The following is a 26,529-nucleotide window of genomic DNA, read 5'->3' on the forward strand; positions in this document are numbered from 1 at the left end:
CCTACATAATCAAAAAGGGTAAAAAGGAGGCGAGGCCTCCTTTTTCTAATCAGCAAATATTAGTTGCTTTGTTTAGCTCTAATACGTTCAAGAATATCATTACTCTTTTGCGTAGAGCCAATTCCCGCTTCTGCCATTTTGGCTTTTAGATCTGCACCCGTTGCAGCGGCTTCAAGCTCTTTTGCCGCAGCCAGTTGATCTTGCCTATCTTGCTGACGTTGCTTGATACGCTCAAGCGACTGACGTGCATTTACCATAGATGACGCATTGGTATTTAGCGTGCTGTTTACTGCCATGGTTGCTTTTTGAACGCTGTCTGTGGTTTTTACCATTGTCAGCTGGCGTTGGTTTTCTTTAATCGTTTTTTCAGCTTCTTTGATCTGCTGTTTTAACAGGATCACATGTTTACTAAAGCCGTCTAGCACTTGCTGATGCTCTGCGCGCTCAACTTCAAATTCACCGATTTTCTCTGCGATTTCTACCGCTAAAGCTTCGTTACCTTTTTCGAGCGCTTGTCCAGCATAGTTTTCATGCTCGATAATGCTTTCGTCAAGTGCAGCTAATTTGCGTTTTGTCTGCATCTCTTTCGCCATTACTTCTGTTAAGCTTTTTTTTGCTTTAGCTAATGCGTTTTGTGCGTCAGCAATTTCTTGCTCAAAAATACGAATGCCATTTGCATCAACAATTGACTCACCAACTTCTCTAGCGCCACCACGAACAGCAGTAAATAATTTCTTTAAAATACTCATTTCACAACTCCAATATTATTCATTCAAATACACAGTCACTGCATCTAATGCTTCGATTGCATTGTCCGCTAGGGTGACCAGTTCGTGCGTGATCTCATCAATTGAGGAGGAAACGGCTAGAGCACCAAATATCGCATACTGCTCATCAATTTTAGCAAACGCACTCAGCGGGATCGGCACATTCAGTTTTAATAGTGCTTCATTTAACTCGTTTAGCAACTCAGGCTTTACCTCATTCTCTTTAAATAGGTAACTAATGCATACAAGTTGTTCTTCAGTCTGAGTCACAAAAATTGGTAATTCGTCATTTCCGTCAACAATCACTTGCAATACATCTTGCTCGCCTTCATTGGCGATTAAGAAAGATTCGAAGTTAGCACCTTCTGTTTCAAATGATGCTAATTTGATTGATAGTTCATTTAATTCCATCTTCATTTACCTTTTTTGTTTTGACATATTATGTCTGAGTTAAGAGTTGCACGTAAGACATAATATGTCAATGGCCGTGCGCTAATTTTTATACAACTCATCTTCTGTTTGCCATGCTTGGCGATAATAATCGTATAGTCTCCCTGTTCCTAACTGGTTGACTTCAATATCTTTTGCTCCATCAAAAAAGCGATTTGGGAAGGCGAAAGTCGCGAGTAAATACTCTTTGTTTATCCAGTTACTTGGGACTGGTAAAGACTCGACTGCCCGGATCCTAGCACTTGCTGGTTGTCCTGTTCTCGTTGCGATTGTCCATCCCCACTGGCCAAATGAGGGAATATTCTGTTGGTATTGCTCAACATGCGTAAACCCGGCATGTTTTACCGTTTTGGCTATACTAATAAACGCTTTTTTGGCGTGATAGGGAGACGTTGACTGAATAGCGAGTGCACCATCGGGTGCCAGCAATTGACGCACATGATTATAAAAGTAGTCGCTATATAGCTTATTCAAATCAGGGTGATTAGGGTCGGGTAAGTCGATAATGATAGTGTCAAATTGCCTACCTTGGTCAAGCATTTTTTCTACTTCTAAAAATGCATCTGCAACGATAACCGTTGCTCTTGGGTCGTTTAAGGCGTCGCCATTTAAATGAGTTAATTGACTGGTGATATGTGGTCTAGCAGGGTAGGGTTGCCCTTGTAGTCCAAATAGTGAGAGCAGTTGCCCATCCAAATCAATTAAGGTTGCATTTTCAACAGGCCACTCCAGTACATCTCGAAGTGCTAGACCATCTCCGCCGCCAATGATTAACACCTTTTCGCGACGGTTGGATGCCAGCATAGCAGGATAAACGAGCATAGTGTGATAGATCTGTTCATCCACAGATGAAAACTGTAATCGACCATTTAAGAATAAATCGTTAATTGGCATCGGTTGTGCGCGGCTCAATCGCTCAGTGATGACAACATGTTGATACTTCGTTGACTCTGAATAGATCACCTTGTCTTTGTAAAGCACGTTGCTGAGGTCTTTCATCCAAAGAGAGCCATGGCTCAGGATGACAAAAAAGATACCAAGTAGAACAAAGTGGCAAGCAAACAGCAGCTTAGCGAAGCGGACATGAGCATGGTAACGCCATAGGAAGATAAGTCCTGCAACAATATTAAATAGCGCAGTCCACGCGGCTGCTTGCATTATTGGCAGCGCAAGCATAATCGTGACCCAAATAGCAGCACCAACACCAGCACCGATATAATCTGCACCGTAAATGGTACCTGCGTTATTTTCAAGGAAGCGGCCATACACTTGTTGACGGATCCTAGCAATCAGTGGAATTTCCATGCCAATTAAAATGCCTAGGATGAGGCCGAAAACATAAGGTAAAAATCGGGCAAATGCTTGTAATTGCGCAAATGGCATGCCATCTAAGACACTATCGGGAGGCAGGCTGTAAAGGCTAGAAAGTGTATGGGGCAGGGTATAGGTAAGTGCAATAACACTGGCGATCACCAAAATACTGCTCATGCCGAGTAGCGCGATTAGGCTTTCAAGCCATGCAAACGCGGTAAAAGGATCTTTGAACCAGCGTGCTAAAAATGCGCCAATGCCCATGGCCACGATCATAGTGCCAATCATGGCATAAATCGCGCTTTCTACAGAGCCTAAAACGCGACCAGCATAATGGGAGAGTAAATATTCGTAGATTAGGCCGCAACCGGCCAAAATAGCCATGACGCCAATAAGTAAGGTGTCGTGACCGAACAACGACCAGTTGCCGGTCACTCTTGCTGAAGTTTGTGGTGCAGATGCGCTCAAGGGTTATGCACCTAACAAACTAGCCATAGTCGTACCAATCGCAAAAGAAAGCGCGGCTGAGATTGCAGCAACACCAACATTCTTTTGTCTGTTCACTTCATCGGAAATATCTTTACCCGCAAGAATAATTTTTATCATGACGAGATGTAAGACGATGAAAAGCACAATGCTACCCAGTGCCGCAATACTCCAGTACAGTAGGCTTGAGTTAATGTTGTCCGCTACATACGGCGCTAAACCGGACGCTGCAGTCAGTGCTAGTGCTGAGCCGATTAAAAAGCCCGCGTAGCGGATCCCGACCGCGATATTGTTGTCTTTGATTGCTTGCTGTAAACAGTCGCCACTTTTGTTGGTGCGCTTAAATAGTTGTACTCGGTATTGGCTCACAAGCAACATACAAATATTACCAATAATGAAGGCAGCAACCACAATCGGTAAACCGTACCAGCCCTCTGTGAGTACCCAAAGCAAAGCTGAGCGGATCACAATGGCAACGCTCACCACATGGCCAAAATCAATCAGTGCTGAGGTGACATTACCTTTAACGATTTCGTCATGAAGGTTCACCTTGCGTAGCGCGACTTTGTCTTGGAAAAAGTGGCCGAGTTTGATAAGGATGATACCAACGATACCATAGCCCGCCATTTGTAGCGCTTCTTGAGCCAAAGAACTGGCAAAAGCACCACTTGAAATACCTGAAATTACGATGGCCAAACCTGCTAAACCACCAGCAAAACTGAGGCCAAATGCAAAGTTGTCTTTTTCTGTGATTTCATCGTTTGCGTGAAGGTTAGATACCCAACCTTTGATGTATTTTAAGCTAACAAACAACGCGACGATCACCGCCATATCTATTAGCAATGCTTGAAAAGTCCAAGCTGTTAATCCGTTAAATTGGTACATGTGTTAACTCCGCTATATATGCGCTATTTGCCCCGGCTTACGCCACGGGAGGTTCTACTTGAGCTATTGCGAACTGAGCCGTAGCTTGAGGTTCGAGAGTAGCTGCTTCGAGTTACTGCTGATGGGGTATTGCTACTTCGACTTAACCCTGACGCGCCAGACTTTTTCTTGGCATAGGGACTGGTAAACTGTTTGCCTTGGCGTTGATACGATTGTTGAGTACGCTTGGCGAGTTCAGTTTGGCGTTTGTAGCTTTTATAACTGGTGTATCTATGACGACCATAGTCACTGTAGTAACTGTATTTACGGTGTTTACTCCAGCGACCATATTCAACATCACCAACAATATCGCCAAGCATGCGATACATGCCGTACCACATCCAAAAGCTAGTGCCGTTTGAGTTGGTCTGCCATTCGCCATAGTTGGCATTACCAACAAGCTGATTGCCAACACCGGTCTGACCGTTTGCCGTTTGTTCCGCTTGCTGACTGATTGCGCCAACTCGCGCTAGCTTTCCATCTGACATATCGGCTAAAACATTGATTGGATCTGTCAGCGCATCATTGAACAAACTGATGGAAGCTGCTTCTTTTAACAAGAGCGCTTGGTTGATAATATCATCGCTGTTCATACTTGGAGCGGGGGACTTGAGGGACTGATAACGAGTCAATAAACTCTGATATAAGGTGCCACTGCTTGTTGCGTCTTGGGAAATAATTTGCGCAATTTCACTGAGCTGAGGTTTTTGCTGACCAAGTACTTTGCCATACTCAGTCAAAAGGTTGGCATTTCTCACCTGCTTTTTATCAAGGGCGGTTCCCAGCGTATTTATCGCTGTTGAAGCTTCTTGAAGTGTATGTGTAATGGTTTGCTGGATACGTTCTTCTTTCGATTCGCAGCCCAGCATTAGGCTCAAAACACACAGTAGGCTAACCAGTTTCCAAATTCTAAAGTTGGACATTCATTGTCACCTAATCTACCTTGACCATTCGTTTTAATGTGCTGTTTTATTGAGTTTAAGTCAACTCAAACGTGCCGTGATCGGCATGTTAAAGGGGCTTAAATTGTAACAATAAATCAGTCTAGAAAGTTATTACCTATACACCTTAACATTTGTATTAACATAAACCATAGCGTTAGGTGGACTGGGATAATAATAGAGTTTGTTCATATAGAAGTTGCATTCGTATGAATGCAACGATCACCAAAGCATCAATATAAATCTATCAATACTATAAGGTTAATATACCTTAGCAATTCGCCTCTAGAATGTCATAGATAGCATCTTCTAGGTCTTCTAAATCTGCTTCATCTATCAACAATCTGGCTTTTGACTCATCAAGGTCTAGCGCCTCCGCAAAGAAGCCTTTAAAGCCTCGCGCTTTGCGATCAATCTCAAAGATGATTTCGAGTTGCTCACCACGATTAAAGAAAACCACTTCTACCTCATCAAAGCGACCATGGAAGTCACCTGTGATCGTTTTAAACTCTAGTTCTTGTACGAATGGCAGGCGTGAGAATGATACTTCATCAATACCTTCACAGTCTGATTCATAGAGTTTAAAGCCAAGCGCTTCCATCGCATCGATAGCCGCTTGTTGTAGCTCGGTAGGTACGATATGTAAATAGTCCCTATCTGACTTGTCGAGCGCCATATCAATATCAAGGTTGGTAGCGATCCAAGTTTTGGATTGTCCAACAGTAAGCGGGGTTTCTTCAGCGAGGTCAAGCGCGAATGGAATGTGTTTTTCGTCACCGGGTTCGATAGTAAATCGTTCGTTGATTTGAAATTTAGCAAGGGTGTGGTTTTTAGTGATGGTCGTTGTTTCACCTTCACTGTCTTCTCTTTCAACTGTGTAGTTGCACATTACGTTAAGATCTATTTTGTTGATCTCCTGAGCAACTTTGCCACCGATGATTTTAACCGTTCCAGAAATTTCTTCGCCAGGGGAGGCGTGATGGGTTTCTAAGATGGTATCTACTTTTGCTGCACCGATACCGACTGCGCCAAGGGCTTTTTTGAAAAAAGACATAGTCATCCTTATATATCTTGTGACCTTCCATCATGGAAAGCGCTGCCGTGTCGATTATAGGAATTATTATCAATTCGTCAATTGCTTTTCTCCTTCGAAGCCAATGACTTGAAAATATTTTTTATGATGCAGTCGGTAATTAACCTGAGGTTTGGATAAGGAATGTTCAAACTCATTGTTTCTAAAGAACAACTTAGTTTTTTCCTTGTCTAGCCAGAGAGTTTTAGGGAAAACAAGGCGAATTTACGCACCAATAGCTGGCTATTGGAAGTGAATTCAACGCAGTTAGCGCTAAAACTGGCTGCTAGAAAGGCATTAATTATGCGCAGCTCAGGTTAATTAGTCATTATTCATAAAATTGGTATATTATTTTTATAACGATAGCCGTAGATGAGCAGTGTTCATTGGCATGTTTCAAATTGCAAAGTTCAAGTTTATAGAATTATGGAACAGGATGTTGCAACGCCTCATGGTTAAGGACCGACGTATGGCCCGCACTCAAGCTTTGGCGCAACCGAGCTATGAGGAATTGGCGTCGACATTAAGTGCGATGCCGGATTTGATGTTTGAACTGGATGAAGAGGGGCGGCACTGGGACGCCAGAATACTTCGCCCTGAGTTGTTAGTCGCGCCTGCAGAACAATTGATTGGCCATACGGTGACTGAAGTGATGCCAGAGCAAGCCGCTAAAATAGTGATGCAGGCATTACAGGAAGCAAAAGTTAACGGCTATTCACATGGTAGCCATATTCACTTGTCTACACCGGTTGGTGAGCGTTGGTTTGAGGTCTCTATTGCCCGTAAGGTTGTCACTGCAAGCGATAATCATGCTGAAACACGTTTTATCGTGTTATCTCGGGATATCAATGATCGTAAGTTGGAGTATCTAGAAGCTGAGAAGTTGGCCTATCATGACCAGTTAACCGAATTACCGAATCGTCATGTTCTCCAGCATGGATTGACGGAGCAACTCCGTATAGGTCAACAGCTTGGTAGTTACAGCGCAATCTTGTTTTTGGACCTTGACGATTTTAAAAAAGTAAATGACTTGCATGGCCACCATGTGGGGGACCAGCTACTTAAGGCGGTTGCCCAGCGTTTGTGTGCTAGCGTACGCCAAGATGATGTGGTGATCCGTTGGGGAGGCGATGAGTTTGTGATTTTAATCACTCACTTATCTCCGCAACAGCCTCAAGCCGAATCTCATGTGGTTGGGATCTGCCAGCAAATAATCAACAAGGTAGATAAACCATATCTCTTTGAAGGCAATAAGCTAAGTTGTCGGATTAGTATCGGCGTCAGTCTATTTAGTAACCTCGACATCGAGATTGGGATCCAACAGGCAGATTCCGCTATGTATCAAGCCAAGCAATCTGACAGTGTGCGCTATGCTTTCCACAACAAACCAATTAAGGATGTTGGAACCTAGATAAATTCATCTGGCAATAACGACAACCATAATACACTTCGCCACTTTTCAGCAGTTTGAGGTAGAGAATGAAAGTCGGGTTTGATTACGGAAGCTCTCATTGTGCAATGCCTAGTGTGTCATGCAAAATGGTGGAGACGGAGATCCAACAGGCTTATTCCGCTATGCTTTTCGCAATAAGCCTATTAAGGATGTGGGAACCTAGATAAATTCATCTGACAATAACGACAACCATGATACACTTCGCGACTTTTCAGCAGTTTGAGGTAGAGAATGAAAGTCGGGTTTGATTACGGAAGTTCTAATTGTGCGATAGGCGTTATGCAAAATGGTGAAGTGGACTTACTGCGTCTCGAGCAAGATAAATATTACCTGCCTTCGACTATGTATGCGATGCACAATGCGTTAATTCCTGCATTTGTTAACCGTCATCTGAGTAAACCAGATCCAGTCTATACGCAGTCTCGCCAAGGGCTTCTAACGGTAGCGCAGCAAGCTAAGCGCGATCTCGATTTAGAAGCACATGAAGCGGGCGTGTTTTTTGGTCAAGCGGCAATTTCTGAGTATATTGAATTTCCCGAAGAAGGTTTTTTTGTTAAATCACCTAAGTCCTTCTTTGGGGCGGTTGGGCTTAAATCTCAACAAATCGCCTTCTTTGAAGATATTGCTGCGGCGATGATGGTTGAGATTAAGCGCCGTGCCGAGTCGCAGCTGCAACAGTCCATTACCGACACTGTGATTGGTCGACCTGTTAATTTTCAGTCCGTCGGTGGAGAAGAAAGTAATCAACAGGCGGTTAATATTCTTACTACCGCTGCAAAAAGAGCAGGATTTAAGGAAGTGGATTTTCTCTTCGAACCGCTCGCAGCGGGGATTGAGTATGAAAGTCGTCTTCAGCAAGATAAACTTGTGCTGGTCGTTGATATCGGCGGTGGTACTAGCGATTGTTCGTTTGTCCGAATGGGGCCAAGCTATCGCAATAATACACAGCGCCAGCAAGACTTTTTAGCGCATACGGGTAAACGTATCGGTGGTAACGATTTAGATATTGCACTTGCTTATCACCAATTAATGCCGTTGTGTGGTCTAGGCTCTAACATGAGTTCAGGTTTGCCGATGCCTAGTCAACTGTATTGGCAGGCATGTAAAATCAATGATATTCAGTCTCAACTAGACTTCTACAGCGATAAATTAGCGCGAGAATTGCAAAGCATGTTGCGAGATGTCGCCGAGCCGCAAAAGCTGGCGCGTTTACTTCACATTCAACAGAACAAACTTACCCATCAAGTGGTTCGTGAAGGTGAGCTTGGAAAGATAGCACTCTCTGAGCAAGCAAAATTTAATGCCGATCTTGGTTTTATTGAGCCACAGTTAACCTCTGAATTTACGCAGCAAGATTTTGCCGAGTCGATCATGTCGAACTTAGAGCAGATGGGCATGCTTGCGAAAGAAGCCATACATCAAGCGGGGTCAAAGCCCGATGTAATTTATCTGACTGGCGGTAGCGCGCAATCACCGTTACTCAAGGCAACGCTTGCACAGCAAATTGGTGATATTGAAATGGTGAACGGGGATAACTTTGGTAGTGTTACTGCAGGCTTGACTAAGTGGGCGGATAAAATATTTAAGTAATCGAAGTCAAAATCAGAGAAGCGGTCACAAACCGCTTCCATACTCGTCTATTTTATCAATCTAAGCGACTAGCAAGGTACTGCTCATAATCAGGTAAATGTCTTGCGATTGGCTGGCTCATTTTATCGCACGCCATCAGTAAATCTGCCGTTGCTTCATTACAGGCAACGGGAATATTCCAAACAGCAGCCAGTCTCAACAGTGCTTTTACATCCGGATCGTGAGGCTGTGACGCAAGCGGATCCCAAAAGAAAATCAAGACATGAACATCTTGCTCCGCGATTTTGGCACCAATTTGTTGGTCGCCACCCATTGGGCCACTAAATAGCTTTGTTACTTCTAAACCAGTATGCTTTTCTATTAGGTTACCCGTTGTGCCCGTGGCGTAAAGCTTGTGCTGTTTTAGGCTATCTAAGTGGGTCTGACACCACTCAAGTAGGGCTGGTTTCATGCCATCGTGTGCAACTAAAGCAATATGCTTTTTAGCTGGCAGTGGCTGTGAGCGTTTTTGCATGTGTACTGCTCCTATTTTGCGTAACTGTTTAGAGTAATAAGTTGACTGCCAATGCGATAAAAATTAAGCCTGAAATACGATCAATCCACACAGGCGCTGCGGGATGCTGCCTAAAATAGCCAGCGATTTTATCACCACCGTAGATATACATGCAGTCGATGGGAAAAGCTAAAATAGGATACAGTAAGCCAAACATGGCCAGTTGCATCGTTGTCGAAGTCGCCAAGCTACTATCGACAAACTGAGGAATAAATGCAATAAAAAACAGGGCGACTTTGGGATTTAAGACTTCCGTCATCATTGCTTGGAACATCACGTTTTTAGGCTTTTTAGTGCTCACGTGTGGTTTTTCCTCGCAAGCTATCTGCCCCTTCCCAAGCGTCTCTTTGATAGTCATTACACCTAGATAAGCTAAGTAAGCTGCGCCGAGGTATTGCACTGTGGTATAGGCGGTCTCTGAGGCTTTTAGGAGTGCCGATAAGCCAACAACGGCAGAGAGTGTGTGGATCACTCCTCCTAGCGCAAAGCCTAATGCGCTTTGCATGCCAGCTACGCGGCCATTAGTAAAGGTCTGCGCCATTAAAAACGCATTGGATGGGCCCGGTGCCACGGCAATTAACGTGCTGGCGATTAAAAATGAGAATAAGTATTCAAGATTTAGCATCGTCTTATTAAATTAGATCTTTACCAATCCATACCACTTTACCGAGAATTTCCAGCTGTTCCAATTCATTCGGCATCACAACTTGTTCCCGGTATTCTTTATTATCACTAATCAAGCGTACTGAGCCATCAAAGTTTTGTTGTAAGCGCTTGGCATAAAGCTCTTCACCAAGGCGGACAACATAGATCAGGCCTTCGCTTAATTTTTTATCCGATAAATCCACTAAAATTGTATTGTTATTGTGAATAGTGGGCTCCATAGAGTCGCCTTTGGCAAACACCACGACCAGCTGTGACTTATCTAGATTTTTAAATTCAATCCACTTTTTTCTGAATGCAAGATAACGTGCAACCTCGGCACTTTGGTTAAATGCACCATAACCCGTACTGACAGAGACATGGTAGCCAGGCACAACAACAAAGTCCTCATTGAAGTCTTCCAAGGTAATACTTTGCTGGATGATTGGTGATTCGGTTTTGCAATCAAGTGGGATCCCGGTAACGAGCCACATCAAATCTACGTTGGCTTGTTTAGCAATGCGTTCAATGACACTGAGTTTTGGGTCTTCCCCTTTTAATATTCTGCGCAGCGTCCCTTCAGATACATCAATTTTTAACGCAAAAGCTCTAATACTGTCTGGCTTGATCGCATATTCTACGCGTTCCGCTAGGCTCATGAGACTTTGTTCCATGCGTTGCCTCTTAAATAATGATATGTGTGCGTCATTATATGGGCTATTTTTTGCGAAGTAAAATCATTTTTGACGCAAAAAAGATCCATTTTTTCGTTGAAATGCGTAAAAAATGGATCTATCATCTTCATTAAATTACGCAGTGAATGCATTTAGTCAGTGAGTGCGTAAATAAGTGATTTTTCTAAATGTCATATATTTGCGCAATTTTTTAAGGAATGAGTGTGATGTTAATGAGCCAACCTTTAGTTTCTGAACGCGCGCCGCTTGGTGCTGCCATACTTAGATTTGCACGTAAAAGTCGCGGTTTTACTCAAGCTGAATCAGCCGCAAGCTATGGTATAGAGGAGCGAACATTAAGGCGCTGGGAGAATAACGAATACAACCCTAAATGGAATGATGTGATTGCTTTGGTTGAAGATGTTTATTTAATGGACATTGTTAATGTTATTGTGGGATTAAGGACATCAAGCGCTGCGTAAAAAATTAAAGCCAGCTTGCGCTGGCTTTGGTCGATAAAATCGTTATGGCTAACATAGCGACTTATATTCTTTTACTCTTCGTCTTCAACAAGCGTCATCAGTGAAGTGTTACCACCAGAAGCTGTGGTATCGATACTGATGGTTTTCTCAGTCACTAGACGATTGATAAGCGTATCGTAGTACTCTGCACTGATCACCGGCAGGATAGCACCTTTGCGCTCTGCAAGTTGCTGTGAGAAGTAACCAAGGCGTGAAGAGCGCGCAGCCACAACAGCACCTGCAAGGTGAGGGTGTGCCAAAATCGCTTGTAGCTGGTTTTGCTTCGCTACTTGGAATACGCCTTCAGCAACGCCAGTTGAGATGAACTTATCTCTAAATGCCAATGCTTCTTCATAAAACAAGTCAGAGGCTACTGTGATCACTGTGTTACCGGCAGCAAGTGCTGTGATAATTGAAATCGCCCAGAAGTTGAACGACGTACTCTTATCGGCATATACCACTACACAACCACGCGCTTCTAAGTGCAGCGTGTTCGATTCACCAGTAGGTCCCGGTAGCGTTGTGTAAGTACGCATACGCTTTTCTAAGCGGTTTAGCTGAGCACGTGCATCAGAAAGCGTTAATGACAAATCATCTGCCAGCTCATCAATGATGTCTACTGTTGCCACTTTTGCAAGTAGCTGACGCACTGCCGAAACACGGTCATTAAGCGCAGTACGACGCCAGATCTTCTCATCACGCTTAGAGTTTTGCATCAGTTTTTCAACTTGCTCAACGGCACCTGGGAAGTGGTGGATCTCTAGCTCATCAGGCGTCAGATCTGTCATTTGTACGTTGTCTGGTGACGCTTTTTCTTTCACAAGGCGAAGTAGGTAGTTTGGACCACCTGCTTTTGGACCTGTACCAGATAGGCCACGACCACCAAATGGTTGAACACCAACGATCGCACCAATCATGTTACGGTTCACGTATACGTTACCCGCACGCGACATCTTAGCTAGGTATTCGCAGCGCTCTTCAATGCGTGAATGAACGCCCATTGTTAGACCGTAGCCTGTACCATTGATTTGATCGATCACATTATCAAGTTGATCTGCTTTGAAGCGTACAACGTGAACTACCGGACCGAATACTTCACGCTTAAGCACGGATAGATCGGAAATCTCATATAGACGAGGCGCGAAGAAGTAAGCGCCGTTCTCGCTGTTATCAGGGATCTTTGCTTCGAATAGGAGCTTACCGTTCGACTTCATGTAATCAACATGCTTAGTCAAAGTGGTCAGCGCTTTTTCGTCGATTACCGGGCCTACGTCTGTAGATAGTAGCGATGGGTCGCCGATATGTAGCTCTTTAAGCGCACCTTGGATCATTTCAATGATACCGTCAGCAACATCTTCTTGTAAGAACAACACACGAAGTGCTGAACAGCGTTGACCGGCACTTTGGAAACCTGATGAAATAACATCGTCAACCACTTGCTCTGGTAATGCTGTTGAGTCAACGATCATACAGTTTTGACCACCAGTTTCTGCGATCAGAGGAACCTGAATATCGTTACGCTCAGCAAGAATTTGTGAGATAAGCGTACCTGTCTCGGTTGAACCTGTGAACATAACCGCTTGGATACGCTCGTCAGGCACGATGTGTTTACCCACTTCGCTACCGCGTGCGATAACCGGTTGTACTACGTGCTCTGGTAAACCAACGGTATGCATTAATTCAATACAACGCAGTGCAATCATGCTGGTTTGTTCAGCAGGCTTTGCAATAACGGTATTACCCGTCACGATAGCAGCAGCTACCTGACCTAAGAAGATCGCAAGCGGGAAGTTCCACGGGCTGATACATAAAATCACGCCACGAGCTTCAAAACGCTCATCTTTAGAAAGCTCTTCTGCACGCGCTGCATAGTAGCGACAGAAGTCCACGGCTTCACGTACTTCATCGATGCTGTCTTGGGTTACTTTACCTGCTTCTTTAATACAGATAGCAACAAGTTCATCATGGTGACGCTCAAGGATGTCAGCAGTGCGGCGTAGTAAGTTTGCACGCTCTTCAACAGAGGTTTGAGACCAACTTTCAAAAGCCGCATCAGCATTGGCAAGCACGCTTTGCATGTGTGCTTCATCGTGTAAAGGCACAGATCCAATCACTTGTTTGTGGTTCGCAGGGTTACGAACAGCAAGGTGACCTTCTGGTACTTGGCTTTCATCGATTAGGTGTTCGGTAAACCAGTTGTCTAGGTTTTCTTTAAACGGTGTTAAATCGTTGATGTCCGTAAGGTCTTTACCTTTTGAGTTTGGACGCTCATCGCCATAAAGCTCGATAGGTAGCTTAATCTGCGTATTGTAACGGTTACGTAGGCCTTGCAGTGTTTCTACAGGATCTGGGAGTAGTGACTCAACAGGCTTAGTGGTATCAACAATTGCGTTTACGAATGATGAGTTTGCACCGTTTTCAAGTAGACGGCGTACCAGATAAGCAAGTAGGTCTTCGTGCTGACCAACTGGTGCATACACACGACACTGAATTCCTTCGTTTTCAACGATTTGGTCGTAAAGTGATTCACCCATTCCGTGTAAACGTTGGAATTCGAACCCTTTGTTGTCGCCTTTGGCAACTTCTAGGATAGTTGCTGCGGTGTAAGCATTATGCGTTGCAAACTGTGGGAAAAGTGCATCACGTGCTTCAAGTAGCTTAATAGCACACGCTTTATAAGAAACGTCAGTCGTTGCTTTACGAGTGAACACAGGGAAGTGCTCAAGACCATCTTGTTGAGTGGTTTTGATTTCTGTATCCCAGTAAGCACCTTTAACTAGACGCACCATCAGTTTACGGCCTACGCGGCGAGCAAGTTCAGCTACCCATTCCACAACGAAAATGGCACGTTTTTGATATGCTTGTACTGCAAGACCAAAACCATTCCAGTCGCCAAGTGCGTCGTCTGAGAATACCGCTTCGATGACATCTAGTGAGATATCTAAACGATCCGCTTCTTCCGCATCAACCGTGAAACCGATATCGTATTCTTTCGCAGCAATCGCAAGTTCTTTTAGCTTAGGTACAAGCTCGTCCATCACGCGGTCACGATGTGTGAATTCGTAGCGCGGGTGGATAGCAGAAAGCTTCACTGAAATACCTGGGCTCTTAATTGGGCCACGGCCTTTCGCTGCTTTACCGATCGCGTGGATAGCGGTCATATAGCTTTGGAAGTAACGATCTGCATCTTTCATCGTACGTGCGCCTTCACCTAGCATGTCGTACGAATATACATAACCTTTTTGTTCTTTATCAGCGGCGCGATCGATAGCATCTTGAATGGTTTCACCCATTACAAACTGCTTACCCATGATCTTCATTGCATAGTTAACGGATTTACGGATAACTGGCTCACCAAGACGACCAATTGTACGTTTTAGCACGCCAAATTGTTCTTCTTTATTCTTGTCTGAATAGTTAACCATTTTACCGGTAACGAGTAGACCCCAGCTTGAAGCGTTAACAAATAATGAGTCGCTGCTGCCTAAGTGTGAACTCCAGTCGCCTTTTGCGAGCTTATCGCGGATCAGGCTTTCTTGTGTTGCTTTGTCTGGTACACGAAGTAAAGCTTCGGCCAAACACATCAGTACCACGCCTTCTTCGGTAGAAAGAGAGAATTCATTTAAAAGCGCGTCTACACCGTTTTGACCATCTTGATCTCTACGAATGTTTAATACCATTTGACGTGCACGTTCCCATGCTCGGCTTCGAGCTGTAACGCCTACCTCAGCTAAAGGTAAAATATGATCAATTACTGCGTTCTCATCGATGCGGTAAAAATCACGGATCTTTTGTCGGATAGGACAGTTAGTTGTCAAATCGCCGTTATAAAGCATAAGCAACCCTCAAAAATTGGAGTCAAAAATACATGTAATTCGCGCCTGCCTATGGAATCACACACCTTAATGTGCAGATTACAAAACTACATCTGAACTGATGCCAAACTAAGCAACCAAAGGTTGAAAGTGTAGTTTAATTTGTATAGGAAGCCTCAATTACGACAAAATGATGCAGTCACATTGCTAACCATAACACACCCATTTGGGGGTTCAAATTTTAGCCAGAATGCATTATCTAAATGTTCGAACAAAGCCGCGTTAAAGACTGAAATAAGCCGCTTTGCCCTTTATCGTTAATTTCGCGGGCATTCTATCGAAAAGACAGCAGAATATGCTGTTTTATTTTTAAGGAATACGGTAAATTTGCGGGTAATCTCAAACCCTCACAAAATTTTATGCTGATATGACGACTTCCATTAAAACTCGGGTATTAGATCGCATCGATTTAGCAATCTTAGACGCGCTCCAGCGCAATGGTCGGATCTCTAATGTAAACTTGGCGAAAGAGGTAAACTTGAGTCCGAGTCCGTGTCTCGATCGAGTAAAAAAACTCGAGTCGGAGGGGTATATCGAAGGGTATACGGCAAGATTAAATGCCGCAAAACTTGGCCAGCATTTGGTTGCGCATGTGGAAATTACCTTAAAAAGCTCGACCGAAGCGGTATTTGAGGTGTTTAAACAGCATATTGTAAAAATTCCCAACGTCGTTTCTTGTGATATGGTAGCTGGTGGCTTTGATTATTTAGTTAAAATCCGAGTCCAGGATATGCGTCAATATCGTGAGGTATTAGGTCAAATTGTTGAAATACCTGGAGTTGGTACAAATCATACCTATATGGTGATAGAACACGTCAAAGAAGACATGGGTGTAGAAGTACTGAACTATCAGTAGCTGTTGGCCCAATTTAAGGAATAATAGATGCAAAAAGTGGTACTTATCACCGGTGCGAGCCGTGGGATTGGTGCGGCAACGGCTCAACTGCTGGGACAACAAGGATTTACCGTTGTTATAAATTACAAGCAGAATGTGCAAGCCGCAGAAACGGTTGCTGATACCATCCTAAGTAATAATGGTATAGCGTATTTGTTACAAGCAGATGTCACAGATGAAAAATCCGTAGAGGCAATGTTTGACAAGATAAAGACCGATATTGGCATAGTTACGCATCTGGTCAACAACGCGGGCGTGCTGAACGTGCAGACTCGAGTTGAACACATGACTGCAGCGCGTATCAACAATATGCTTACTAATAATGTTACGCCGTATTTCATTTGTGCTCGCGAAGCAATTAAACACATGCGTTTAAGTGCCAATCCAGCACAGTGCGCAATAGTGAATGTATCGTCGGCAGCTTCTTATTTAGGTGGGGCCAATGAATATGTTGACTATGCGGCTGCAAAAGGTGCAATAGACAGCTTCACTAGAGGCTTATCTCTGGAATTAGCCGCTGAGCAGATCCGCGTGAACTGCGTGAGACCGGGCTGCATTTATACCGATATCCACGGCGACGGTGGCGAACCAAACCGAGTTGATCGCCTAGCCGATTTTTTACCGCTGAAGCGAGGTGGAACCGCGATTGAGGTTGCCAATGCCATCGCTTGGCTTTTAAGTAACGAAGCAAGCTTTGTTACAGGAACTTTTATTGATTTAGCTGGAGGGAAATAGCAATTTATGAAAAATAAAATTGTTTATGTCTCAGGAACATTTGATCTATTTCACAGTAATCATTTAAAAATGATTAGTTATGGCCGAGGTTTAGGGGACACGTTGATCGTTGGTGTAAGTACCGATGAACTTGTTTGTTCTTATAAAAAGCCACCGGCAGTGCCATTTGAAGAGCGTTTAGCGATTATCGAAGGGTTAAGAGATCCAGATCTTGCTATTCCACAACGTACTTTAGATCATCGTGAAACGGTGAAAAATCTAAATATTGATGTGTTCGTGATTGGCGATGATTGGAAGGGAAAATATGATTATCTGAAAGAGCTTGGAGTTCAGGTATTTTACTTTCCTTATGGTGCTGGCGTTAGCTCTAGTAACTTAAAGCAAAAAATCTACGATCAGTATAAAAAGCTAATAGAGCAAAGCGACAATCATCCAATCCCAGAGCCACAGAAATGAAAGTGTTAATAACGGGCGGACAGGGTGGTCTTGCCGCTTATTTAAGCGATGAATTGAAGCGCTTAGGACACGAAGTAGAAGCACCATCACGCGCGCAGCTTGATGTCTCTAAACCAGCTGGAGTTGAGCGTTTTTTTGACGACAAATCTTATGACTGTGTAATCAATGCGGCAGGAACGCTTTACTCAAGTTTAGTGGCAGACTCAGACCCAAATCTTTGGATCCGTGACATCGAAGTAAATCTAATCGGTACTTATTTAATTTCTCGTGCTGCAATTAAAGCAAACAAAGCGGTACATTTGATCAATGTGGCGTCGACGGCGGCATTTAACAGTTACAAAGATTGGACGTCTTATTGTGCGGCGAAAGCGGGCGTGGTGACCTTATCTAAAGGTCTTCACAAAGATGGCTACAAAATAACGGTATTGTGTCCTGGGGCAATAGATACTAAGCTGCGCGATGGTCTTACTATCAATAATCCCAATGTGATGAGCATACCACAAGGCGCTGCGCCAATCTTAGAGGCTGTAACTACACCGCAGCACACCGGTAAGCTGTTTTTTTATCGCCTGAATGAAAGTCGTAGCGAGTCGCTTGATTAGACTGGTTTGCTAATATTCATTGGCATAATGCGCTTGAGCTAGGTTCTCAATACGATTGCGCAAGGTCGGTGCAAGCAGTTTGTAATAGTATGTGGTGGCATGGAAGTCACCGCGCTCATCACTGACAAAATGAGGGATTTGCCCAGCAACTTTAAAACCCAAACTCTGATATAGGATTTCTGCGTCCGAATCCGATTGTGTGTCAAGGACGAGTAACGATATCTGCTGCCGTGTAGATTCTTGCTCTATGGCTTGCATCAGCTTTGTTGCCACGCCTTTGCGTCGGCTGTTTGGATGCACTAATAGTTTTTCCACTTCTGCCCGGTGCTGAGCATTATCTTTTGTTGCTGGTGAGAGTTGCACACAACCTGCCATTACGCCATTAAGTTCAGCGATAATAAGCGTCTTTTGCGACTTGATCACAGCATCGAATACCTGCCACCAGTAGTTTTGTATTGCTCTGCTAGAGGATGAGGGCAAAAAGCCGATAGAGGCGCCAAGATTAATACAGGCTTGCGTCAGTGCGCTGAGTTGTTTTACCCAAAGCTGACAATCTAAGCGATTGTATTTCAAGCTAGGCGCCTGAATAATGCGAAGCTGCATAGCGCTATTAGACAAATTGTTCATGCAGTTCCTTATTTATCCGAGCCAGACTTTGCTCAAGCCTTGCCTTTTCATGCATTAATTTTTGCCATCGAGTTTGCTGTTTTTCTTGGGAGCGTCGCAGTGCTTCGTAAAGTGCTCGCTGCGACACATGATAGGCTTTTGCAGCTTGTGATGGGGTGAGCATATCGTTCATTACTGCGTGTACCGCAGTATCTAGTTTGCCAAGTGTCATTGTGCCTTCTCCTTAACATCTGTTGGGTTTGTTGCTGTATCGTGCACAGGCCAGATACTCACATCCAAATGCCAAAGTAAGTACATCGTTTGATATAAAGTGTACATAATTACGCTCCTTTCTTTGTCGTGTTAGTTGATAAGGAAAAACTGTGCCATAAATTAAAATTATTTAATATCAATAAGATGTGGTTTTTGTTGGTCTGTAAATATGTTCACATTGCACTGCTTTAGTGAGGTGAGTGCAGCATTTGCACCGAATTGAACAGAATTAGCGCGAGAGTGCTTAAAAGTTAATTTGGATCAAATTAAAGTGAATAAAGTAAATAAAATGTTTATTTTTAATATTTGGATAGTAGGCTTTGTGCGACTTTATTGAAGGAGCATTTTTTCATGTCTGAATTATCCAGAACCCAAGATATTACAGACCCTGAGGGGTTACAGTTCCAAATTCAAATCGACGACATTGCGGTTAACGCATGCGATGGTGAAACCGTGTTGTCTGTTTTGCTTGCGGCAAACTACAAGCAAATTATGGAAAGCGATCGAGAGGCCGTATCTGGTGCTTATTGTGGTATGGGGGTTTGTCACTGTTGTCAGGTAACAATAAACAAACAACATAAACAAAAGGCTTGCCAAACCTTAGTACAACCCAATATGCAGGTTGAAACCAAACAAAATCGTTTCAAGCAGGTCGGGGTATAGTGTGATGTCTAGTTGTCAAAAAGAAAAAATCGTTATTGTCGGTGCAGGACCTGCAGGCGTTAGCTGTGCAGCTGAGCTGGCTAAATATGGCATTACTTGCACCTTAGTGGATGAAGCACCAAAAATTGGTGGGGTGATCTATCGCGGGCCACTTCGACAAGCAAGTAAGCTTCCTCATTTAGATGAAAATCTTAAACGAGCGATGGCTGCACTAAAGGTACGCTACGAACATCATAAACAAGATATAACACTACAACTACAAACCAAAGTGCTTGGGCCTGAAGGCGAAAGCGGTTTGCTGTTGCAAACACAAAATCAGTTAACACAAATAGATTACACCAAGTTGGTTCTGTCAACTGGTTGTCATGAGCGCAGTGTGCCATTTGAAGGATGGCAGTTACCTGGTGTGATGTTAATGGGTGGGATGCAACTTCAGCTTAAAAGTGGGTTAGTTCGACCAGGGAAAAAAGTGGCGTTAGTCGGAACTGGACCATTATTGCCACTGGTTGCTTGCCAGTTACATAAATCCGGTGCACAAGTAGTTGGCGTATATGAAGCGAGTCGCTTTAGTGAACTGGCGAAAGAGACCGTGGCGCTGCTTAATAAACCTAAGCTTACGCTTTCGGGATTGAGTATGTTGGCGTATCTCAAAAAGCATAATATTCCGTTCAAGTATGGCTATGGCATTGTGAAAGCAGAAGGCCAAGAAAAACTCTCCAGTGTTACCGTAGCGCCTTACGATGAGCACTGGCATGCGGACTTGTCAAAAGCACAGCATTTAGCCGTGGATAGTCTAGGGGTCGGCTATGGTTTTGTTGCCCGCACCCAGCTTGCCATGCTACTTGGAGTTTCTCATCAGTACACCACCACGAATGGTTATGTGCCTTTATTAGATGACAATTTACGCAGTAGCTTAAATTCAATTTTTGTCTGTGGTGACACCAATGGTTTGCTAGGTGCCGAAGCGGCTATCATTGAAGGGAAAATGGCCGCAACCATGCTTGCCTATGAACAAGCCTGTTTAAGCGAAACGGCCTTCCACACGCGAATGCGCAAGCTCAAAACTAAGCGTAAGCAAGCACAGAAGTTTAGAGCCGGATTTGATCGCTTCTCGGCGCGCCGAGAGGGACTACTTGAGCTAACCCAGGCAGATACCGTGGTGTGTCGCTGCGAACAAGTAAAGCGCCAGCAACTCGATTTAGCGTTGCAACAAGGTGCGAAAGATTTGTCTAGCGTGAAAATGAGAACCCGTATTGGCATGGGAGACTGCCAAGGAAAAATGTGCTCTAGCTATGCACTAGACCGACTGCACGCTGCAGGGCACTTAGATACACTCGGTGTGATAAGACCAAGATTCCCACTTGACCCAATTCCATTTACTTTACTGGAGAAAAACCATGAAGCAGTATGATGTCATTATCGCTGGTGGCGGTGTAATTGGTGCTGCCTGTGCCTATTTTTTAAGCCGCGATACCAACCTAAAAATCGCGTTAGTGGATTTAAAAAAACCGGGTAACGCGTCTCGTGCATCTGCGGGTGGATTATGGGCAATTGGTGAGTCGGTTGGACTTGGCTGTGGTGTGATATTTTTCAAAACCTTGTCGAAGCTCCAAAGTGAAGGCGATACCGAAGCTGCACAAACATTGCGGCCGCATCAATTACCAGAATGCTTTTTTGAACTTGCGCTCAAGTCAAACGAGTTATATCCAGCACTGCATGAAGAAATGCTGGCCAGACATGATGTCGACTTTAAGTTTGAACGTACCGGTCTTAAATTCATTATGTACAATCGCGATGATGAAATATATGCAGATAGCATAGTGTCTGGGATCCCTAATTTGTCTTCGCAGATCCGTTGGCTAGACCAACAGCAATTACGTGCAGAGGAGCCTTACATCACTCCTGATGCGATTGGTGCAATAGATTTTATTTGCGACCATCAGGTAAACCCATACCGATTAGTAGATGCGTATACCGAAGGCGCGCGCCAAAATGGTGTTGAGTTATTTCTGAATACCGAAGTGCTAGAGGTACTGCGTGAAGGCAATAAGGTGATAGGCGTGAGGACGCAAGATCAAAGTCTGCATTGCGATACTCTAATTAATGCCGCTGGCGCCTGGGCGGATGACATTTACCATCAGGCAACAGGTAAACACATGCCAGTTTACCCGGTTAAAGGTCAAATAGTGTTGTCTGAGCGCATGCCTAAAGTATTAAATGGTTGTATCAGTACCAGTGATTGCTACATTGCACAAAAGGACAACGGCGAGATTTTAATTGGCTCATCAACGGAGGAAAAAGGCTTCGACACCACCAATAGTCTAGATAAAATCACTGAGTTGTCACAAGGTGCTATGAAGTGCTTGCCGGTGCTAAAAGAGTCGAGTATTAAACGTTGTTGGGCAGGACTTAGACCTGGTACACCGGATGAGCTGCCAATTTTGGGCCCCGTTGATGGAGTGGAAGGTTATATTAATGCGTGTGGACACTTTAGGACGGGGATTTTAATGTCGGCCATTACTGGCACGCTTATTACTGAACTCATGACAGGCAAACCTACCTCTGTTGATTTAGCTCCGTTTCGCGTTGAACGATTCGAATAAGCGTTTGATTCTGTTGTCTTAATGGGATATATCTAGTTGCTGATGAATATTCCATTAAGGCAAGATAGACGGTGCAATTACGCAAGCCTAAAAAACTAAACCGAGGTGATACCCTTGCGATTGTATCACCTAGCTGGGGTGGCCCAGGTACATTTCCTCACATCTTTGAGCAAGGGTTAGCAAACCTGCGTTCGCTTGGTTTTTATATTGTTGAAATGCCGTCGGCTCGAACGGCCGCAGACGTGCTTTTTTCACAGCCACAATTACGTGCAAAAGATATTAATAATGCCTTTGCCGACCCGAATATCGCCGGGATAATTTCTTCCATTGGTGGTTCAGATTCCGCGCGGATCCTGCCTTATTTAGATAAATCCGTTATCTTGAATAACCCTAAGTTTATGATGGGCTATTCTGACTTTTCGACGCTCACCACATTGCTGAACCAATGGGGATTAGTCACCTTTAACGGCCCATCGGTCATGGCCGGTTTCTCCCAGTATCACAACGCTAGTGCTGAGTATCAAGCCTATTTAGCGCAGGCGCTGCTAGGTGAAGTCCATTATCCAATATTCAAAGCTTATTCTCATGGTTATCCTGAGTGGGCAATACCAGAAAACGTCGGTAAGCTGCATCCCGCTATTGCGACAAATGGTCCAAAAGTATTGCAAGGTACTGGGCAAGTGGAAGGGCGGCTATTTGGTGGCTGTTTTGAAGTGATGGAGATGCTAAAAGGCACAGAATACTGGCCATCGCCGTCATTTTGGCAAGACAAATTGCTATTTTTATAAACCTCTGAGGACAAACCCAGTCAAGACTATATTCGCTTTTGGTTACGTAACTATGGCGTAATGGGCGTGTTTGAAAAAATATCCGGCTTAATGATTGGCCGCGCACGGGACTACAGCGAGCGCGAGATGGCTGCGCTTGATGAAGTGATTTTATCGGTTGTACGTGATGAGTTTGGCTGTGACAGTTTACCCGTAATAACTCGGCTTGACTTTGGCCATACCGATCCACAGTGGGTTTTGCCGCTAGGAATACAGCACCGCTTGGATTTGGATAACTTCAGTCTAGTTGCGATAGAGCCGGTATTTGATTTGTTGTAGTGGTGTGATGCTGGGGCGACGTTTTCTTGGTTCGTTCTTTTGCGTCGTTTCAAAAGAATGAACGAGAAGCGCATGGATGCGCTTTGATATTAGCCAAGGAGGGTAAGGCTAATATGTCCTCCTGACTAGTTTCGACGCCCATCCATGGGCTACGACATACTTTTCTTTGATTCCCAAAGAGAAGTATGCAAAAGAAAGGGCACTCCCAACATCACACTGACTCCTCAAGCAAATTGCCAATATGAACGTCACCGCCGTGTAAGGGCCATCCTTGGCCCTGTCACAGCTTTTCACGCATCCATGCGTTGAAATGACTCATTGGCAATTTACTTTCGGGTGTGATTAGGGAGGAAAACGGTGCTGATAGTTTTGTTTGGTGCTTGCAGGCAAATTTGCTGCTTTGAGAGAAAAACTAGAGCTCGCAGTCAAAACTAATCCCCCCTCCATCACACCCGAAAAGCATAAGCTGATATACAATGTGCCGACAGGATGTCGGCCAAGTCTTGTCTGGCATAGGGATGTGCCTTACAAGGCGGTTGCGATACCAATTGTATTAGGTAAATGAGCAATTTGAAGCGGAGAAATAGCTTTAGTAGCTAGGCAAAAATTTTGCTATTTAGTTGTTCTAAATGAGAAATTTTTAACGACGCTAATATGGTATTTCACCCTTCAAATTGATTGGAGACTTAGTGCAATTGGTATTATATACCGGCTTAGGGTTTGAGGATTAAGTGTGATGCTGGGGCGACGTTTTCTTGGTTCGCTCGATCGCGTCGTTTCAAAAGAATGAACGAGAAGCGCATGGATGCGCTTTGATATTAGCCAAGGAGGGTATGTTTGATTATGACTGCTTTGTAAAATCAAGTAGTTAACCTGCTTAATTGCTCTGGCTAGCGGCCTCTGCATGCGTAAAAAATATAATTGCTTATTAAGCCAAATTTAGGTGTAATGAATACATAATAAGCGCTGAGCAATGCAGGGAAAGCTTACATATGATTACACTAACTAGGAAAGTGAGTGCCTCCAAAAAGTCTATTTTTTTTAAGTAAGTCATAGTATAAACAACACCAACTCTGCCATACCGAGCAGGTAGCGGCTCAGTCCAACATGCGATTATGCAACACAAACTGCGTGTTGCATAAATACTAAAATGTTAGCTTTCATCGACCATCTATCTATCTATCAAGGAATCAGGTAATAAATGTTTATAAAAATAGTTAAGACGTTTTTGATCGCACTGTCTTGCATAATCACACTAGGAGTTGTTAACGCATATATGTTCGTTCCTGACCTTCAGCGACATGGCGAGATCGTGGCCTATCGAGGAGGCGGAAGTGCAGTTAACTATGAAAAATTAAAAAAAACTGGCTGTACCTCCCTTTCAATAGAAGCATCAAACACCAATTCAGTTGAGAACACACTAGAAGCTGTGGCTTCTTCCGTTGCAGCAGGGGCTAACGTAATTCATTTAAATGTTCACAGAACGCGTGATGACCAACTGGTTGTTTTTCATGACTGGACGTTAGATTGTGCTACAAACGGGTCTGGGCCAGTACATAAAACATCGTTTGAGCAGTTGAAAAATCTTGATGCAGGATATGGATATACGTTTGATGATGGTGCGACTTTCCCATTTAGAGGAAAAGGTTTTAGGATTTCCAAGTTAGAGGCGTTTTACGAACGGTATCCAAAGCATGAGTTTTGGCTAAACCTAAAGGATAACGACATACGTTCATTCGAAACTCTATATGAGTATCTAGCTGGAAAAAAATCTAACCATATTGTAATTACCTCTTCAAAAGGTATGGATTGGTTTCGAAACAAGGATTCGTCTTTACGGTTAGCAAGCGTTGGTAGCGTAAAGAGTTGCGGAATAAATTATCTTTTAGTTGGATGGGCTGGACTGGTTCCTGAGTCCTGTAGGAACACCATTCTTTTTATACCACCCTCGATGACAAAGTTTTTTTGGGGCTATCCTGAACGCCTCGCATCAAGATTACAGAGTTATGGTTCGGATGTTTATCTTTGGTCTCGACATGAATCGATTACCCAATCCTACTCTGATGTAGTCGCATCGGGTATTGGAGTTATCACTAGTGATCTTGATTTTATTCGTGCAGCACAAGCTAACAAACGCATCAATCAGGACGCTCGCTAACTCGCGCGTTATAAATACTTTCAGACACTGTGCGTAAATACATTAGGGGATAAATATGTCTTCGATTTATCAACGTTTTTTCTTGAGCAAGCTAACTTTAGCGATGTTAATAATATTTAGTATTTATATATTATTGCGTACTATTGCGTTTTTTGTTCATCAGCCAATTCCTCTTTCAGGCGACTATTTCTCATTTGAAGGCAAACAAGTGAGGTATGTCTGTAAAGGCAGCGGAAATCCCTATGTTTTTTTGAGTCTGGTTATGGCGATGACTCGGAACAGGTTTGGTCATCAATTTCTGAGCAACTACCACAGACATTCACGTCATGTTATTACGACCGATTAGGTCATGGTGGCAGTGACGACATTCCAACTGATTTTACGACGAAACAAAAGGCTCAACTTCAAGCGTCTCTTATTCAACATGTTGCCGGTGACAACTCGGTCATTATAGTTGCGCGGTCATACGGCGGAATTATCGCAAGACACACTGCCGCAATAACCAACAGTAATTTGGCTGCGCTAATATTGTTAGATTCAGCGCACGAGAATCAACATGAAATATTACGCGGAACCTTCTCTCCCATCGCGACACATGTGCAAATTTGGCATTACGCTGGTCCGATTCTGGGGATATCAGATATCAAGAATCTCTTTAAGAAATATGACTCTTCGTTGGCGCAACGACTAGACCAGTACTATTCCAGTTTTCGATACGCGCAAGTGATGTCAGCTTACCGAAACGAAGGCGGCTTCTTCACACCCTTAGAAGATTTCAATTATGACTTTGGTAATCTAAAAATGGTGATAATGAGTCATGACAGAGAAGCCTACAAAACGGCACCTCGCTTCTACAGCGTCGGAGATAAGTGGGCTGAAATGCAAAAAAGTATCGCTCAGCTTTCTCGCAATTCAGAACATATTGTTGTTAAAGGCGCTACTCATAACATTCCAGGCGATGCGCCTGACGTGGTTATAAGTAAGATTATTGAAACTGTCGATATTATGTCTAAGCAACCGAGCGTAAGTAGTCGATTCTAAATATTGGCGTTTTGATGTTCTGAGACAAAAAATAAGGGAAAATAAGTCACACCCATCACTATTAACATCCAAGCTGAGGAAGTGAAGTAAACACTTAATGCGATGTTTCCATTGCTCGCTATTGGCGCATAT

General features: G+C 43.8%; 23 protein-coding genes and 2 pseudogenes. 13 read left to right on the top strand and 12 right to left on the bottom strand.

All coding sequences use genetic code 11. The features are described from left to right. Nucleotides 1-59: 59 nt before the first annotated feature. The 6 genes from EXT47_RS03530 to EXT47_RS03555 form a co-directional block, all read right to left on the bottom strand. Nucleotides 60-749 (bottom strand): PspA/IM30 family protein, encoded by a 690-nt coding sequence (locus EXT47_RS03530; protein WP_010371996.1) that lies wholly within the window; start codon nt 747-749, stop codon nt 60-62. A gap of 15 nt (nt 750-764) precedes the next feature. After that, nucleotides 765-1,178 carry a DUF2170 family protein gene (locus EXT47_RS03535; protein ID WP_010371994.1) on the bottom strand — a complete coding sequence of 138 codons (414 nt, stop codon included), beginning with the start codon at nt 1,176-1,178 and terminating at the stop codon, nt 765-767. A gap of 81 nt (nt 1,179-1,259) precedes the next feature. Then, nucleotides 1,260-2,996: a polyamine aminopropyltransferase gene (locus EXT47_RS03540; protein ID WP_130125894.1), complete on the bottom strand. Its 1,737-nt coding sequence runs from the start codon at nt 2,994-2,996 to the stop codon at nt 1,260-1,262. A 3-nt stretch (nt 2,997-2,999) separates the two neighbouring features. Beyond that, complete coding sequence (locus EXT47_RS03545; RefSeq protein ID WP_039493655.1) at nt 3,000-3,899, bottom strand: DUF350 domain-containing protein; 900 nt, start codon at nt 3,897-3,899, stop codon at nt 3,000-3,002. Nucleotides 3,900-3,922: 23 nt separating this feature from the next. Next, nucleotides 3,923-4,861, bottom strand: a complete 939-nt coding sequence (locus EXT47_RS03550; RefSeq protein WP_130125895.1) for a CHAD domain-containing protein — start codon at nt 4,859-4,861, stop codon at nt 3,923-3,925. A gap of 289 nt (nt 4,862-5,150) precedes the next feature. Beyond that, nucleotides 5,151-5,933: a sporulation protein gene (locus EXT47_RS03555; protein ID WP_130125896.1), complete on the bottom strand. Its 783-nt coding sequence runs from the start codon at nt 5,931-5,933 to the stop codon at nt 5,151-5,153. Nucleotides 5,934-6,420: 487 nt separating this feature from the next. Here EXT47_RS03555 and EXT47_RS03560 point away from each other — a divergent pair, with 487 nt between their 5' ends. Both EXT47_RS03560 and yegD read left to right on the top strand, forming a co-directional pair. Further along, complete coding sequence (locus tag EXT47_RS03560; protein WP_240701585.1) at nt 6,421-7,362, top strand: sensor domain-containing diguanylate cyclase; 942 nt, start codon at nt 6,421-6,423, stop codon at nt 7,360-7,362. 273 nt (nt 7,363-7,635) lie between these two features. Next, nucleotides 7,636-8,994: a molecular chaperone gene (gene yegD, locus EXT47_RS03565; RefSeq protein WP_130125898.1), complete on the top strand. Its 1,359-nt coding sequence runs from the start codon at nt 7,636-7,638 to the stop codon at nt 8,992-8,994. A gap of 55 nt (nt 8,995-9,049) precedes the next feature. Here the strand turns inward: yegD and EXT47_RS03570 are convergent, their stop codons facing one another. Genes EXT47_RS03570 through EXT47_RS03580 form a run of 3 tightly spaced genes read right to left on the bottom strand, consistent with a single transcriptional unit; the run spans nt 9,050 to nt 10,863 of the window. Next, nucleotides 9,050-9,508: a methylglyoxal synthase gene (locus EXT47_RS03570; protein WP_010371978.1), complete on the bottom strand. Its 459-nt coding sequence runs from the start codon at nt 9,506-9,508 to the stop codon at nt 9,050-9,052. Nucleotides 9,509-9,536: 28 nt separating this feature from the next. Next, the gene (locus tag EXT47_RS03575; protein ID WP_130125899.1) at nt 9,537-10,172 is read right to left on the bottom strand and encodes a LysE family translocator; all 636 of its coding nucleotides are present in this window, start codon (nt 10,170-10,172) and stop codon (nt 9,537-9,539) included. Nucleotides 10,173-10,179: 7 nt separating this feature from the next. Further along, nucleotides 10,180-10,863, bottom strand: coding sequence for a S24 family peptidase (locus tag EXT47_RS03580; protein ID WP_010371973.1), 684 nt, complete (start codon nt 10,861-10,863; stop codon nt 10,180-10,182). Between the two features lie 227 nt (nt 10,864-11,090). On the opposite strand from EXT47_RS03580, the gene EXT47_RS03585 reads away from it, so the two are divergent. After that, nucleotides 11,091-11,345, top strand: a complete 255-nt coding sequence (locus EXT47_RS03585; protein ID WP_045990720.1) for a helix-turn-helix transcriptional regulator — start codon at nt 11,091-11,093, stop codon at nt 11,343-11,345. Between the two features lie 71 nt (nt 11,346-11,416). On the opposite strand, the gene putA is transcribed toward EXT47_RS03585, so the two are convergent. After that, a complete protein-coding gene (gene putA / locus EXT47_RS03590) occupies nt 11,417-15,220 on the bottom strand; it encodes a bifunctional proline dehydrogenase/L-glutamate gamma-semialdehyde dehydrogenase PutA (RefSeq protein ID WP_130125900.1) in 3,804 nt (1,267 codons plus the stop codon). Nucleotides 15,221-15,626: 406 nt separating this feature from the next. On the opposite strand from putA, the gene EXT47_RS03595 reads away from it, so the two are divergent. Genes EXT47_RS03595 through EXT47_RS03610 form a run of 4 tightly spaced genes read left to right on the top strand, consistent with a single transcriptional unit; the run spans nt 15,627 to nt 17,947 of the window. Continuing rightward, the gene (locus EXT47_RS03595; RefSeq protein ID WP_010371968.1) at nt 15,627-16,115 is read left to right on the top strand and encodes a winged helix-turn-helix transcriptional regulator; all 489 of its coding nucleotides are present in this window, start codon (nt 15,627-15,629) and stop codon (nt 16,113-16,115) included. 27 nt (nt 16,116-16,142) lie between these two features. Continuing rightward, a complete protein-coding gene (locus EXT47_RS03600; protein ID WP_130125901.1) occupies nt 16,143-16,889 on the top strand; it encodes an SDR family oxidoreductase in 747 nt (248 codons plus the stop codon). A gap of 6 nt (nt 16,890-16,895) precedes the next feature. Beyond that, nucleotides 16,896-17,345, top strand: coding sequence for an adenylyltransferase/cytidyltransferase family protein (locus tag EXT47_RS03605; protein ID WP_010371961.1), 450 nt, complete (start codon nt 16,896-16,898; stop codon nt 17,343-17,345). Beyond that, the gene (locus EXT47_RS03610) at nt 17,342-17,947 is read left to right on the top strand and encodes an SDR family oxidoreductase (protein WP_130125902.1); all 606 of its coding nucleotides are present in this window, start codon (nt 17,342-17,344) and stop codon (nt 17,945-17,947) included. Before EXT47_RS03605 ends, EXT47_RS03610 begins: the two co-directional genes overlap by 4 nt. Nucleotides 17,948-17,956: 9 nt before the next feature. Here the strand turns inward: EXT47_RS03610 and EXT47_RS03615 are convergent, their stop codons facing one another. Then, on the bottom strand, nt 17,957-18,574 hold the full coding sequence (locus EXT47_RS03615; protein ID WP_045990716.1) for a GNAT family N-acetyltransferase: 618 nt from the start codon (nt 18,572-18,574) through the stop codon (nt 17,957-17,959). Next, entirely contained in the window at nt 18,558-18,785 is a 228-nt protein-coding gene (locus tag EXT47_RS03620; protein WP_039493629.1) for a helix-turn-helix domain-containing protein, read from the bottom strand. The genes EXT47_RS03615 and EXT47_RS03620 overlap by 17 nt, the downstream gene beginning before the upstream one ends. Nucleotides 18,786-19,177: 392 nt before the next feature. Between EXT47_RS03620 and EXT47_RS03625 the strand changes: the two genes are divergently transcribed. From EXT47_RS03625 to EXT47_RS03650, 6 genes and pseudogenes are all read left to right on the top strand, one after another. Next, the gene (locus EXT47_RS03625) at nt 19,178-19,489 is read left to right on the top strand and encodes a 2Fe-2S iron-sulfur cluster-binding protein (RefSeq protein WP_010371949.1); all 312 of its coding nucleotides are present in this window, start codon (nt 19,178-19,180) and stop codon (nt 19,487-19,489) included. 4 nt (nt 19,490-19,493) lie between these two features. Beyond that, nucleotides 19,494-20,900 carry an NAD(P)/FAD-dependent oxidoreductase gene (locus EXT47_RS03630; protein ID WP_130125903.1) on the top strand — a complete coding sequence of 469 codons (1,407 nt, stop codon included), beginning with the start codon at nt 19,494-19,496 and terminating at the stop codon, nt 20,898-20,900. Continuing rightward, nucleotides 20,887-22,092 (top strand): FAD-binding oxidoreductase, encoded by a 1,206-nt coding sequence (locus EXT47_RS03635; protein WP_130125904.1) that lies wholly within the window; start codon nt 20,887-20,889, stop codon nt 22,090-22,092. The genes EXT47_RS03630 and EXT47_RS03635 overlap by 14 nt, the downstream gene beginning before the upstream one ends. Before the next feature lie 71 nt (nt 22,093-22,163). After that, nucleotides 22,164-23,198 (top strand): annotated as a pseudogene (locus EXT47_RS03640) (S66 peptidase family protein). A 1,201-nt stretch (nt 23,199-24,399) separates the two neighbouring features. Next, nucleotides 24,400-25,356, top strand: coding sequence for a glycerophosphodiester phosphodiesterase family protein (locus EXT47_RS03645; RefSeq protein WP_130125905.1), 957 nt, complete (start codon nt 24,400-24,402; stop codon nt 25,354-25,356). A 270-nt stretch (nt 25,357-25,626) separates the two neighbouring features. Further along, nucleotides 25,627-26,397: pseudogene (locus tag EXT47_RS03650) on the top strand (alpha/beta hydrolase); the annotation flags it as partial. Nucleotides 26,398-26,529 lie beyond the last annotated feature (132 nt).

The sequence above is a fragment of the Pseudoalteromonas sp. CO342X genome, assembly GCF_004208915.1.
Taxonomy (GTDB): domain Bacteria; phylum Pseudomonadota; class Gammaproteobacteria; order Enterobacterales; family Alteromonadaceae; genus Pseudoalteromonas; species Pseudoalteromonas maricaloris.